This is a genomic window from uncultured Dubosiella sp. (assembly GCF_964018005.1).
GTDB lineage: Bacteria > Bacillota_I > Bacilli_A > Erysipelotrichales > Erysipelotrichaceae > Dubosiella > Dubosiella muris.
The window spans coordinates 97972-111501 of sequence record NZ_CAXHOA010000004.1 but is presented as its reverse complement, the minus strand read 5'-3'; the positions used below and the strand labels follow the sequence as shown (position 1 = coordinate 111501).

At 51.1% G+C, this 13530-nt stretch carries 10 protein-coding genes; 9 read left to right on the top strand and 1 reads right to left on the bottom strand.

Features of this window, described 5'->3' with window-relative positions:
* Nucleotides 1–191: 191 nt before the first annotated feature.
* The 8 genes from secA (at nt 192) to ABNS49_RS04245 (ending at nt 10069) form a co-directional block, all read left to right on the top strand.
* Nucleotides 192–2648 (top strand): preprotein translocase subunit SecA, encoded by a 2457-nt coding sequence (gene secA / locus ABNS49_RS04280; RefSeq protein ID WP_135979740.1) that lies wholly within the window; start codon nt 192–194, stop codon nt 2646–2648.
* Nucleotides 2648–3749 (top strand): peptide chain release factor 2 gene (prfB, locus tag ABNS49_RS04275; protein WP_135979739.1). Its coding sequence is split into 2 segments (ribosomal slippage): nt 2648–2719 and nt 2721–3749, totalling 1101 coding nucleotides; the frame shifts between segments, so codons are not numbered across the junction. Before secA ends, prfB begins: the two co-directional genes overlap by 1 nt.
* Nucleotides 3750–3899: 150 nt before the next feature.
* Entirely contained in the window at nt 3900–4997 is a 1098-nt protein-coding gene (gene brnQ, locus ABNS49_RS04270; protein ID WP_135979738.1) for a branched-chain amino acid transport system II carrier protein, read from the top strand.
* Between the two features lie 67 nt (nt 4998–5064).
* On the top strand, nt 5065–5760 hold the full coding sequence (locus ABNS49_RS04265) for a M15 family metallopeptidase (RefSeq protein WP_277820773.1): 696 nt from the start codon (nt 5065–5067) through the stop codon (nt 5758–5760).
* 28 nt (nt 5761–5788) lie between these two features.
* Nucleotides 5789–6469 carry a GntR family transcriptional regulator gene (locus ABNS49_RS04260; protein WP_135979736.1) on the top strand — a complete coding sequence of 227 codons (681 nt, stop codon included), beginning with the start codon at nt 5789–5791 and terminating at the stop codon, nt 6467–6469.
* Between the two features lie 190 nt (nt 6470–6659).
* Complete coding sequence (locus ABNS49_RS04255) at nt 6660–7448, top strand: electron transfer flavoprotein subunit beta/FixA family protein (RefSeq protein ID WP_135979735.1); 789 nt, start codon at nt 6660–6662, stop codon at nt 7446–7448.
* A 13-nt stretch (nt 7449–7461) separates the two neighbouring features.
* Nucleotides 7462–8664, top strand: a complete 1203-nt coding sequence (locus tag ABNS49_RS04250) for an electron transfer flavoprotein subunit alpha (RefSeq protein ID WP_135979734.1) — start codon at nt 7462–7464, stop codon at nt 8662–8664.
* Nucleotides 8657–10069: an FAD-binding oxidoreductase gene (locus ABNS49_RS04245; protein WP_135979733.1), complete on the top strand. Its 1413-nt coding sequence runs from the start codon at nt 8657–8659 to the stop codon at nt 10067–10069. Before ABNS49_RS04250 ends, ABNS49_RS04245 begins: the two co-directional genes overlap by 8 nt.
* Before the next feature lie 395 nt (nt 10070–10464).
* Here the strand turns inward: ABNS49_RS04245 and ABNS49_RS04240 are convergent, their stop codons facing one another.
* Nucleotides 10465–11712, bottom strand: coding sequence for a tetratricopeptide repeat protein (locus ABNS49_RS04240; RefSeq protein WP_135979732.1), 1248 nt, complete (start codon nt 11710–11712; stop codon nt 10465–10467).
* Nucleotides 11713–11857: 145 nt separating this feature from the next.
* Between ABNS49_RS04240 and ABNS49_RS04235 the strand changes: the two genes are divergently transcribed.
* Entirely contained in the window at nt 11858–13477 is a 1620-nt protein-coding gene (locus ABNS49_RS04235) for an ABC transporter ATP-binding protein (RefSeq protein ID WP_135979731.1), read from the top strand.
* Nucleotides 13478–13530: the final 53 nt, after the last annotated feature.

Here is a 13530-nt window from a genome sequence, read left to right as displayed (position 1 = left end):
CTGAAAGAAAGAAGAAAATCGCAGTCAAATCAGCAGGAAAGGAAACTTTTGCGATGAAAAGGCAAAAAAGTATTGAAAAAGGTTAGAATCTCCTGTTTAATGGCATTTGTATTAAAGGGTTTTTGACTAATATTTTTTTACCAATGCAATATGATATGGTATGATAAAAAGAACCACAAAGGAGGTACTGAATGGCCGGATTTTTAAATGGCCTTTTTTCGGAAGAAAAAAGGGAACTCAATAAATTAGAAAAAATGGCTGATAAAGTGCTGGCGCTCGAGCCGGCAATATCAAAATTATCCGATGAAGATCTAAAACATAAAACGATCGAATTCCGCGAGCGGCTGGCGAACGGCGAAACGATCGACGATATCTTGTACGAGGCGTTCGCGACCGCCCGGGAAGCGGCGTACCGCGTCATCAACGAGAAACCGTACAAAGTGCAGATCATGGGCTCTTTGGCGATGAACCTGGGCGACATCGCCGAGATGAAAACAGGTGAAGGAAAAACCTTGACGGCGACGATGGCCGTGTACTTGAACGCGCTGGTCGGACAAGGCGTGCACGTCATTACCGTCAACGAATACCTGGCCGGCCGTGACGCGGCGTGGATGGGTGAAATCTACCGTTTTCTTGGATTGACGGTTGGTGTCAACAAGCGCGAGCTTTCGCCACGGGAAAAACGCGAAGCGTACGCGTGCGACATCACGTACACGACGAACTCCGAGCTAGGATTCGACTACTTGCGCGACAACATGGTGACCGACGTGAAGGATCGCGTCATGCGCGGCTTGCACATGGCGATCATCGACGAGGTCGACTCCGTATTGATCGACGAGTCGAGAACGCCGCTCATCATTTCGGGCGGTAAAAAACAAACCGCCAACTTGTATATCGGCGCGGACCGCTTCGTCAAGACGCTGACGGCGCCGGAATACGAAACGGACAAGCACACGCACGAAAAGACGCTGATTTCGGGCGACTATGACATCGACGAGAAGACGCGTCAGGTCATGCTTTCGGAAGAAGGCGTGAAGAAAGCCGAGAAGTTTTTCAATATTGAAAACTTGTACGATATCGAGCACACGCAGCTCGTCCACCACATCAACCAGGCGCTGCGTGCCAACTATATTATGATGAAAGGCGTGGAGTACGTCGTCAACGACGAGCAGGAAATCGTCATCGTCGACCAGTTCACCGGTCGTATGATGCCGGGCCGCGCCTACAGCGACGGACTGCATCAAGCCATCGAAGCCAAGGAAGGCGTGCCAATCAAAGAGGAAACGTCGACGCTGGCCACGATCACGTACCAGAACTTTTTCCGCCTGTACGAGAAGCTGGCCGGCATGACCGGTACGGCGAAAACGGAAGAGGAGGAGTTCCTTTCCACGTACAACATGAAGGTCGTTGTCATCCCGACGAACCGTCCGGTCGTGCGCGACGACATGGCCGACGAGATTTACGCCCGCAAGGAAGACAAGTACCGGGCGCTTGTGAACCGCGTCAAGGAGCTGCACGCCAAAGGCCAGCCGGTTCTGGTCGGCACGATCGCCGTCGAGACGTCCGAGCTCATTTCGAAAATGCTGAAAAAAGAAAAGATCCCGCACGAAGTGCTGAACGCGAAAAACCACGCCCGCGAGGCGGAAATCGTCGCCAAAGCCGGCCAGGTCGGCGCCGTGACGATCGCCACGAACATGGCTGGTCGTGGTACCGATATCAAGCTGTCGCCGCAATCGCGCGAGCTGGGCGGTCTGGCCGTCCTCGGTTCGGAACGCCACGAAAGCCGCCGTATCGACAACCAGCTGCGCGGCCGTTCAGGACGCCAGGGCGATCCGGGCTTCTCCAGATTTTACGTGTCGCTCGAGGATTCGCTCATGGTTCGTTTTGGCGGGGACAAGCTGCAAGGTTTGTTCTCGAAAATGGGCGACGAGCAAATCGAGTCCAAGACGGTGACGAAGTCGATCACGATGGCGCAAAAGCGCGTCGAAGGCTTCAACTTCGATTCGCGGAAGCAGCTGCTCGACTATGACGACGTGTTGCGCCGCCAGCGCGAAATCATTTACGCGCAGCGCAACAAGATTTTGGAAAGCGAAAACGTGCACGACATGGTGAAGGTGATTTTCGAAAAAGTCATCGACCAGACGCTGCAAGCCAATATCGCCGATTCCCGCAAGGGCACGGTGGACATTCCGGGCTTTGTCAAGTCGCTGGAAATGATGGGACTGCAAGACGACCGCGCCATCCATGTCGAGGATTTGGAAGGCAAGAGCTACGAGCAAATCCAGCAGTACGCGATGGACAAGATCTGGGCCGACTACGAAAACGAGATCGCGGACGTGAAAGGCCAGTTCCTTCCGTTTGAGAAAACGGTTGTGCTGCGCAATATGGACCGCAACTGGATCGAGCACATCGACCGGATGGACAAATTGAGAAGCGGCATCTACTTGCGTTCGTACGCGCAAAACAACCCGCTCCAGCAATATGTGCAGGAAGGCTTCGACATGTTCGAGGAAATGAACCAGCGCATCGACCGCGAAATCGCGTTCTTCCTGTTGAAAGTGCGCATTCGCCGCGTCACGACGAAAAAAGAAGACATTGTCCAAAAGGCGAAACAAGCCCAGCAGGCAAAAAGAGGAGCCAGTGTATAATGGAACTATATGAATTGAAACAAGAAGTTTTTACTCACCTAGAAAAGTTGGACCTTCTAGGTGAGTCGCTTTGACCTCGCTCAAAAAGAGGAAGAAGTAAAAGCGCTTGACCAGCAAATGCTGGGCGCCGATTTCTGGAGCGACCAGAGGGCGGCGCAAAGCGTCATTCGCAAACGCAACGGATTGAAAGACATCATCGACTCGTATGCTTCGCTTCACGACGAGCTCGCCTCGCTTAACGAAACGGCCGACGAGCTGAAGGGCGCCTTCGACGAGGAGTTGATGATGCTTGCCGAGGAAGAGTACGCCGACGTGAAAAAGGCGTTCGAGGACTTTGAAATGAAAGTGCTGCTCTCCCACGAGTACGACAACTCCAACGCCATCCTGGAAATCCATCCAGGCGCGGGCGGTACGGAAAGCTGCGACTGGGCGGGCATGCTGTATCGAATGTACACACGCTATGCTGAAAAGCACGGCTACAAAGTGAGCGTGCTCGACTATTTACCGGGCGAGGAAGCCGGTATCAAGAGCGTGACGTTTCTGGTGGAAGGCGAAAAGGCGTACGGCTATTTGAAGTCGGAAAAAGGCGTGCACCGTCTGGTGCGCATCTCGCCATTCGACTCGGGAGCAAGACGCCACACATCGTTCGCTTCGCTCGATGTCATGCCGCAATTCAACGAGGAAATCGAGATCGAAATCAAGCCGGAAGACTTGATTGTCGAGACGAAACGGGCTTCGGGCGCGGGCGGTCAGCACATCAACAAGACCGACTCGGCCATTCGCATGGTGCACAAGCCAACCGGCATCGTCGCCACGTGCCAGTCCGGGCGCAGCCAGATCCAAAACCGCGAGGAGGCGCTGCGCATCTTGAAATCCAGATTGTACCAGCGAGAAATCGAGGAGCAGGAAAAGAAGATCGCCGCGCTCAAAGGCGAGCAGGCGGCCAACGAGTGGGGATCGCAGATCCGCAACTACGTGCTCCATCCGTACAGTCTGATCAAGGACGTGCGTACCGGCTGTGAAACGAGCCAGGTTCAAAACGTGCTGGATGGCGATTTGGATGCGTTTATTTTCGCGTACTTGAAGTCGCAGATCCGCTAAAATGAGTACAAAATGCAAGTCATCGCAGGATGGCTTGTTTTTTTTTGGAAGAAACGCGGGAACGGGGATTCGCGTATTCTCTTTGATTTTGTTCGAAAATGAACGGGTTATTTTCAGGCAGCTTTTTGGCATGCGTGGTATGATACTTTCATGAACAGGAAAATACCATTTCAAAAAATATTCTGGATCGGCCTCATGTTGTTTTCGATGTTTTTCGGGGCCGGGAATTTGATCTTCGCGCCGTTTCTTGGCGTGCAGGCGGCAGGCAATACGCCGCTGGCGCTCTTTGGGTTTTTGTGCACGTCGGTCGTCGTGCCGATTTTGGCCATCGTGATCTTGGCCAAGTTTAAAGACGGCCGTTCGATGCTGGAAACGATTTCGAAGCCGCTGGCCATCGTGTTCATGTCGCTTGTGTACTTGCTGATCGGGCCTTGCATCGCCATTCCGCGAACCGCGACGACAAGCTTCGAAATGTTCGAGTGGCTCATCGCGCCGACCGCGTTGAACCGGATGTTGTTCGCGCTCGTTTTTTTCGCGGCCTCTTTTTTCGTCGCGCTGCATCCCAACAAGCTCAAGGACGTGCTCGGAAAGGTGATGTCGCCGATCTTGCTTGTCCTTGTAGGCGTCGTGTGCGTCGGATCGCTTGTGCAGCCGGATGCGGTCAGCCAGATCGTCGTGCACTACGATCAAAATCCATTTGGCACCGGCTTTGTCGAGGGCTATCAGACGATGGACATTTTGGCGGCGTTTTGTTTTGGAAGCATCATGGTCATGAACATCAAAAACGAAGGCGTCGAGCACAAAAAGGCGATCCACGCGGTGCTGGTGCGCGCGGCAATCATCGCCGGCGTCCTTCTGGCGGGCGTGTACAGCTTGCTGGCGTTTAGCGGCATGCTTCGCTCGGAAACGCTGCTGGCGGCTACAAACGGGGCGCAGGTGCTTTCCATGCTGGCCGAACAGCTGTTTGGCGGCTTCGGGCAAGTCATCAACGCGTTGATTTTCCTGATCGCCTGCTTTAACGTGTGCACGGGTTTGCTTAGCTGTGTGTCGGAATACTTTCACGAGCTGGTGCCGCGCTGGTCGTACCGGACGTGGCTAATCGTTTTCACGGTGGCGGGAATTGTCGTTTCGTGCTTTGGTCTGGACGTGATTTTGAGCTTGTCGGCTCCGATTCTCAATTTTCTTTGTCCGGTCGCGATTTTGTTTCTCGTGTACGGGATTTTCAAAAAGAGCGACTCGCAGGCTTAGCTTTCTTTTTGTGTCGAACGCGGTTCGGCACTTTTTTTCTTTTTCGTTTCAGCGTACAATGAACAGTATGAAAAGAAGAGAATGGATGAGGTGGTGCTTGTTTTTGGGAGCGCTGACGGGCTGCGCGGCCAACGAGGCCGAAGTCGTGCCGGCACCCCAGGAGGAAAGAACGGCGGTTGTCGAGCAGTCGACCCGGCCGGACAACGAAGAAAAGAAGGAAGAAAGAGAAGCGGACGAGCCGGTTGTGGAAACGGATGGCAACGTCACGCGAATCAACGGAATCGTGCTCGTCAACAAAGACTATGGCGTCGCGGCCGACTACGCGCCAGGCGAGGATCCCGAGGCGCTGGCGGCGCTCATGGATATGATTGGCGACATGCAAAGCGCCGGGCTGGACGTGTCCGGGGAGTACAGCGGCTTTCGCTCGTACCAGACGCAGGCGGATTTGTACGCGGGGTACGTGGCGGCGTACGGCCAGCAGGAGGCGGATACGTTTTCGGCGCGTCCGGGTTTTTCGGAACATCAGACCGGGCTGGCGTTTGATTTGAAGCATGGCAGCGGCCAGCTGCTGGAAGGCGAAACGGAAGCCGGATGGCTTCTGGATCATGCTGGCGAGTATGGATTTATCGTTCGATATCAGGAAGGGAAAGAAGAGGTGACCGGCTATATCGCGGAGCCTTGGCATGTGCGCTATATTGGCGAACAGGCGCCGGCCATTCAACAGTCGGGACTGGCCCTGGAGCAGTATTTGGGAATCAAGTAATCATTTGAAGTCAATGGGGGAATGAAAAATGGCTGAAATGGAAAAGACATACGAGAAAGTCGTGGAATCCATCAAAAATCAGGTGATGGATGGAACGCTGGTTCCGGGCAGCAAGCTGCCGACCGAGCGGACGCTGGCCAAAGAGCTGGACGTCAGCCGCAATTCGGTTCGGGAAGGGCTGCGGGTGCTTCAAAATATTGGAATCATTTCGTCGCAGCAAGGATCGGGAAACTATATTTCGCTGAACTTCGACCAGAAGATGACCGAAGTGCTTTCGTTTATGTATTTTTTGAAAGGAATCGACGAGACGCAAGTGACGGAGTTTCGATGGATCATCGAGGAGGCGGCGCTGCGTTACGCGGTGATCCGGGCCACGGCGGAAGAAAAAAAAGGACTTCTCGAAAGTCTGGCGGGGCTGGAGAGCGCGACCAGCGAGGCGGAGCGCATTCAATGGGACCAGCAAATCCACGCCCGCATCGTGCAGGCGAGTCACAACGATTTTTTGATTGCCAACTACAACGCGTTTACGAGTTTTATGGACGAGTATATCAAGTCGATGCGGCAGCGAATCATTCGGGGGCTTGAAAGCAACAACATGCTGGAAGTCGCGCATCACGAAATGGTGTATGGCATTCTTAACGAGGACATTCAGCTGAGCATGCATGGTCTTCGGGACCATTTCGGGTATATCGAGAAATACCGCGCCTGAAGTTAGTAACCGCTTACAAAAAATCGTGAATATCCCTTGCTTCTTTTGGAGGCAAGGGATATTCTATAGCTGTAAATTGGTAGTACCAATTAAACGAAAGCCCGAGCCGCGAGGCTCTTTCTTTAGAACGTCGATGTAAGCGCTAACATCATCTTTTGAACGATCATCACCGGAATAAAAGGAGTAGTATATGAAAATTCTAGTATGTATCAAACAAGTTCCTGAAAGCAACAAGGTCGAAGTCGACCCTGTCACGGGTGTCATCAAGCGGGACGGCGCCGCGTCCAAGATGAACCCTTACGATTTGTACGCGTTGGAAACCGCGTTTCGGCTGCGTGAGCACATAGGCGGCGAAGTTGACGTCATTTCCATGGGGCCTCCGCAAGCGGGCGAAGTCATTCGCGAAGCGTTCGCGATGGGCGCCGACGCGGGAACGCTCATTTCGGATCGCGCGTTTGGCGGAGCGGATGTGCTGGCGACAAGCTACACGCTGGCGCAAGGCATTCGCTCAAGCGGCGAGTACGACTTGATTTTGTGCGGCAAGCAGACGATTGATGGCGACACGGCGCAGGTTGGCGCCGAAATCGCGGAATGGCTTGGCGTTCCAAGCGTGAATAACGTGTGCGAGATTCACGATTTGAGCGAGGATTCGATTACCGTTTCAATGGATTTGCCGGAGGAAGTGGAAATCGCCAAAGTTTCCCTGCCTTGCTTGTTGTCGGTAGACAAAGACATTTTCATGCCGCGTCTGCCTTCGTATGTGCGGAAGATGGCGACAAAAGATCGTCCGATCACGGTTCTTTCGCTCAAAGACATGCGCGATACCGACGCGTCGCATTATGGCTTGAACGGATCGCCGACGCAAGTGCAGCGGATTTTCCCGCCCGATGTCAACCATGAAAAAGAAGTGTGGAACGGAACGAGCGAGGTTTTGGCGGATAAGATGTACGACAAGATCGTCGAGTTGAAATTTATTTGAGGGAGGAAACAGTATGCCGAAATTAGTATTGCATCCAGAGCACATTGAAGATCCTCAGGTGCTTGTCGACATTTGTCCGTTTGGCGCGATGCAGATGACGCCGGACGGCTTGGAAATCAACGCGGCCTGCAAGATGTGCAAGCTTTGCGTGCGCAAAGGTCCAAAGGGCGCGGTCGAGTTTGTCGAAGACACTGTGCAGCCTAGCGTCGACAAAGACGAGTGGAAAGGCATCGCCGTGTATGTCGACCACGTCGATGGAAAGATCCATCCGGTGACGTACGAGCTGCTTGGCAAGGCGCGCGAAATGGCGGACAAGATCCATCAGCCGGTGCAGGCGATCTTTATTGGCAGCCATATCGTCGAGGAGGCGCGCGAGCTGCTTCACTATGGCGCCGACCAGGTGTTCGTGTACGACGAGCCGGAACTGGCGCGTTTTGAAATCGAACCGTACACCAACGTGTTTGAAGATTATATTTTGGCGGAGAAGCCTTCGTCGATTTTGGTTGGCGCGACGACAGTCGGACGCCAGCTCGCTCCGCGGGTGGCGGCGCGCATGCATACCGGGCTGACCGCGGACTGCACGATTTTGGAAATGGACGAGAACACCGACTTGAACCAGATCCGGCCGGCGTTTGGCGGCAACATCATGGCGCATATCAAAACGCCGAACCATCGGCCGCAAATGGCGACGGTTCGCTACAAGATCATGACCGCGCCTTGCCGTCAGGACGAGGAAAGCGGCGAAATCGTCGAGCGCTGCATCGCGAAAGAAAAACTGTCCAGCCATGTCGAGGTGCTGGACATCGTGAAAAAGCCAGCCGAGGAATCCATTGAAAACGCGGATGTCCTTGTCGTGGCGGGTCGTGGCGTGAAGAGCCAGCAGGATTTGGCGATGCTTCAGGAGCTGGCCGGCTTGCTTCATGGCCAGGTGGCTTGTACCAGACCGCTAGTCGAGGCGGGTTTGATGCCGGCCAAAAAACAAATCGGCTTGTCCGGCCGGACGGTTCGACCGAAGCTGATTATCACGTGCGGCGTGTCGGGCGCGGTCCAGTTTACGGCCGGCATGGATCATTCGGATCAGATCATCGCGATCAACACCGATCCGGAAGCGCCGATTTTTAAAACCGCGAACTATTGTCTGGTGGGCGACTTGTATGAAGTCGTACCGGATTTGATTGCGAAGATCGAATCGCAGAAAGGAGCTTGTCATGCCTGAATACGTATACCATTCCATCGAAGAAACCGATGTGGAAAATTTAAGAAAACTCATTGGCGACGACCAGCGGGTGTTGTTTGGCGACGCCATTTCGGAAGACTACAGCCATGACGAGCTGGGCGGCACCGAGTCGTGGCCGGATGTCGTGATCAAGGCGACGAGCACGAACGATGTTTCGAACGTGATGAAATACGCGTGGGAACACGCGATTCCGGTGACGCCGCGCGGCGCGGGAACGGGGCTTGTTGGCTCGTGTGTGCCGATGGAGCATGGCATCGTTTTGGACTTGAGCTTGATGAATCACATTTTGGAGCTTGACGAGGACAATTTGACGCTGACGGTGGAGCCGGGCGTTCTCCTGATGGAGCTGGCGGCGTTCGTGGAAGAGCACGATTTGTTTTATCCTCCAGATCCAGGGGAAAAATCGGCGACGATTGGCGGCAACATTTCCACCAACGCCGGTGGCATGCGAGCGGTCAAATACGGCGTGACGCGCGACTTTGTTCGCGGTCTGGAAGTCGTATTGCCTAATGGCGACGTTGTCGAGTTTGGCGGTAAAGTCGTAAAGAACTCGTCCGGCTATGATTTGAAAGACTTGATCATTGGCTCGGAAGGAACGCTTGGTTTGGTGACGAAAGCCATTTTGAAGCTGCTGCCGCTGCCGAAAAAAGCGATCAGCCTGCTCATTCCGTTCCCGTCGCTGGAAGCGGCGATTGGCACGGTTCCGCTCATTATCAAATCGAAGACGATTCCAACGGCGATCGAGTTCATGCAGCGCGAAGTCATCGAGGACGCCGAGGAATATTTGGGCAAAGCGTTCCCGGACAAACAGTCCGACGCGTACTTGCTGTTGAAATTCGACGGCAACTCGGTAGAGGAAATTGAGGCGGCATACGCCAACGTGGCGAAGCTTTGCCTGGAGCAGGGCGCTTTGGATGTGCTCATTTCCGATACGGAAGAGCGCGAGGAAAGTATCTGGAAGGCGAGAGGCGCGTTCCTGGAAGCGATCAAAGGCTCGACAACGTACATGGACGAGGTCGACATGGTCGTTCCGCGCAACTGCGTCAACGAGATGGTCGAATATTTGCACGACCTCCAAAAAGAGGCCGGCTTGCGGATCAAGAGCTTTGGTCACGCGGGCGACGGCAACCTCCATGCCTACATGCTCAAAGACGATTTGAGCGACGAGGAATGGGAAGCCAGAGTGAAAAACGCGATGGAGCTTGTTTATAAAAAAGCAAGAGAGCTCAAAGGACAAGTGTCGGGCGAGCATGGTATCGGATTCGCGAAGAAGCCGTACTTGCAGGAAAGCCTGGCAACCGACAACATCGAACTGATGAATGGCATCAAGCGCGTGTTCGATTCGAAAAACATTTTAAATCCTCATAAAATCGCGCAGCCTTAAACAAAATCGAATAACGCATAACTCTCCTTTTAAAACCACCGGGGCCGTTGTTTTCAGGCGTTCGTTATCCCCAACGTCCGCCTGGCAAATGCCGGCTTCCACTTGAACGAAAGCGAAAAGACCGGGTGTCCGCCACACAATGAAATACACATCACCACATAGCAGCTTATTCAGTTCCCGAAAACCTGTTATCCCAAACCAGTTTTTGGAAACACTGGGCACCGCGGACAAAACGCAGCCGTTCAAAAAACAAGCAAAAATAATGATAATAATAAAACCGATTTTCGTATGTGAATCGTATAAAACCTGAATCCTTGTAAAAGATCTCCGTCGTCCAGCGGGGATCTTTTTGAGTGGAAAGAAAACAAAAAAACCTCGAATGGAACGAGGCATGGTCAACGCATCAAAAAGTCAATGAGCTTCGCTTGAATGACGCACAGGGAATGCTCGTCCTCCATCCCGGTATAATGGTCAATGAGCATTTGATACACAAAGAGATCCACTTCCAGATCCCTCCATTTTTCCAACTGGAGAAGCAGCTGACTGGCTAGGCGCTCAAACGTTTTCTTTCGTCCAAGCAAAAAGTTTTCAAGCACTTCCAGAAACTTGAGCACCATTTTGGAACGGGGATCTTTTCGGTTTTGACGGCGAAACGCGGCAATGGCGTCCAGCGCGTCTTCGGGCTGTCCGAGCTGGTAGTTGCTGTAGGCCAGGGTGATGTAGAGGTCAGGAAATTTGGAATTGTACGCGAGAGCTTTATTCACGAGGTCGATCGCGAAAGAGTAATTCTTTTGAATGAGCTGATTCCAGGAATAATTTCCATAAATAGATTTTAAAAAGTCCTCCTCCTCTACCTGATTGTAGGTTTGAAGCATAGTCTGAAATAAACTGTCCGCTTCTTCTCTTAGTCCTAGTTTCATATAGCATTGGGCCTGATTTAAATGTAAATCTAAAATACGACGATGAGAACCAGAATTTTGTAAATCTTTTCCACATTCCTCGAAAAATGGAAATGATTTTTCTGGTTGCATAAATCGCAAATAAGTAATAATCAAATGGTAATCAATCAATCCTAACCAACCGGGGATATTTAAAAGCACGCTCAATGATTTGGCGGTTTGAAAGCATTCGATCGCCGTTTCATCGTACGTTCGAAGCTTGCTGAGTCCGTATAGGTCATAAATCATCGACTGCGCCGTCGTATTGAACAAATCCATATGTTCCAAAAGAAACGGCAGTCGTTCTTGAAATGGAAGGTCGGCAAAGTATTCATAAATCATTTCTAAAAGTTTCGTTTCGAAAAAGGCAAGGGAATGCAGGTTGGTGGGATCGGAAAGGTAGTTTTCCAATTCAGGAAGCATTTCTTTTTGGCTGCGATACACAAACGAGACGATACATTGGCGAATGAGCGCATTCGCTTTCTCTTCCTTTTCCTCGTCAAAACAAAACGAGTAACTTTCTTTTCTCCCTTCATAAAAATGAATGATGGCTTCAAAGTCCTCGTCCTGAATCGTTTTTTTCCCTTGTTCCATTTTGGAGTACGCGCTGACGGACATGTAAAGGGTATCGGCAATTTCGGACTGGCCGATATAGAAAAAATCCCGAAGCCATTTTATGTAATGCTGATAAAATGTATTTTTCATACTTGTACAATAAATGAAATATGGGCTTAATACAATTTATTTTTTGAAATCAACCCCTTATATTTTCGAAAATATACTCTATATTGAAAAACGAGGGCGAGGGTTATTATGGAGATAGGAGTTTATTTCTTTTAAGGAGAAAAAAATGTGGAAGAAAATAGTAAAAGATTTTAAGAAACCGTTCTTCGTCGTGTTTCTTGTGATTGCCTTTTCGGCCGGGGTTGAACTGGTCAAAGCGTCTGTCCTGGGAGTTTTGACCGAGAATCTCGCGACGATTTTGGAGTGGAAATGGATCATGGTCTTTATCGGTTTTTTGATTCTTCAATTCGCCTTGTCCGTTTCCAAAGACTTCGCGTTCAATCGACTGAAGCGAGAGATCCAGCGTTTCTTTTTGCGCAAAGGGGTTGGTCAATATATGGTGGAAAACGAGTACGCGTTTTCCAAGCATGACATGAACGAGATCATGAACAAATTGACGAGCGAAGTGGAAGTCATCAACAACCAGTATATTCAATCGTTGCTGACGGTCGTGAGCTGTATCGTCAATTTTGTGTTTGCCACGATTTACATTGGTCTCTTGAATGTGTGGTTTTTGATTTTTTTATATGTCTGCTCGGCTTTGATGATTGTTTGGAACCAGTCGTTTAAAGGAAAACTTTCTCAAAAGCAGGAACAAATCATGGCTTCCAAACGGAACTGGATTTCCGCTCTACAGCAGTTTTACCAAAACTTTCCTGTGATCAAGGAATACAGGCTGGAAAAACTGGAACAAAAACAACTCGATCTTGCGTCAAAAAACTGGGTTGATTGTGATTACCAATCGAATCTGATGGTCGATCTTTTAGGGTCGGTCAATTTGGAAGTCGGGCTCATCATGTTTTTTGGCGTTTATTTTATTTGCGGATTGACCGCCCGGTATACGAATGTCAGCATTGGCATTTTGATGGCCATTTCCCAGGCCAGCAACATGATCACGTCGCCGATTATTGATTTCGCCACCTTGAAAAACCGAATGAACGCGTCCGAGCCAATCGTTCGCTCCTTTTACCGAAATGCGGAAGAACCACATCATGAAAAAACCGTTGTGCCGGCCATTGATCAAATTGAAATCAATCTGGATGAATTGAAAGAAAACGATAAAGTCCTGCTTCAAAATATCCACCTTGTATTTGAACGGGGGAAAAAGTATTTGATTACCGGTTCTTCGGGTTGTGGCAAGACGACCTTGCTCAAAACGCTCAGAGGCGTTTATGAAACCGATGCGGTTCGGGTCAATGGACACAACCATGTGGACTATTTTGACGACGCCAGCTTTGTCGCGCAAAAAGGCGCCCTCTTTCCGTGGACGATTGAAAAGAATATCGCGCTCGATAAAGAGGTGGTGCAGGAAGAGATCCAATCCGCGCTTTCCCAAGTGAATTTAAACCAAATGGATCCCCAACATGTGATGCGACAGGACAACGAGACGCTAAGTGGCGGGGAAACGCAAAGAATCCATTTGGCACGCGTGCTCTACCAGCACAAATCCTGGATTTTTTTGGACGAGGCGTTTTCCGCTCTCGACGCGCAAACGACGAAAAAAATCGAGCGCGTCTTCCTTGAAGATCCCGACATGACTTTGATCCATGTTTGCCACAAACCAGTAAAAGAAAACATCGGCTTGTACGATGAAATCATTCAAATGGAGCGTGGAAAGGTGGTGGAGATCCAAAAGAACACGGAAAAGTCGATGCGTGAGCGAAACACCCGTTTTTGCGCGGCATGAAAATAAGGAATCCATGAAGAACGAAAAGTTTTTGCGTTTTACTGCATAAATTT

Excerpts from the sequence above, each read along its gene's own strand:
- ABNS49_RS04255 (WP_135979735.1), top strand. The coding sequence starts at position 6,660 with ATGAAAATTCTAGTATGTATCAAACAAGTTCCTGAAAGCAACAAGGTC.
- ABNS49_RS04235 (WP_135979731.1), top strand. The coding sequence starts at position 11,858 with ATGTGGAAGAAAATAGTAAAAGATTTTAAGAAACCGTTCTTCGTCGTG.
- secA (WP_135979740.1), top strand. The coding sequence starts at position 192 with ATGGCCGGATTTTTAAATGGCCTTTTTTCGGAAGAAAAAAGGGAACTC.
- ABNS49_RS04245 (WP_135979733.1), top strand. The coding sequence starts at position 8,657 with ATGCCTGAATACGTATACCATTCCATCGAAGAAACCGATGTGGAAAAT.
- ABNS49_RS04260 (WP_135979736.1), top strand. The coding sequence starts at position 5,789 with ATGGCTGAAATGGAAAAGACATACGAGAAAGTCGTGGAATCCATCAAA.
- ABNS49_RS04240 (WP_135979732.1), bottom strand. The coding sequence starts at position 11,712 with ATGAAAAATACATTTTATCAGCATTACATAAAATGGCTTCGGGATTTT.
- ABNS49_RS04265 (WP_277820773.1), top strand. The coding sequence starts at position 5,065 with ATGAAAAGAAGAGAATGGATGAGGTGGTGCTTGTTTTTGGGAGCGCTG.
- ABNS49_RS04250 (WP_135979734.1), top strand. The coding sequence starts at position 7,462 with ATGCCGAAATTAGTATTGCATCCAGAGCACATTGAAGATCCTCAGGTG.
- brnQ (WP_135979738.1), top strand. The coding sequence starts at position 3,900 with ATGAACAGGAAAATACCATTTCAAAAAATATTCTGGATCGGCCTCATG.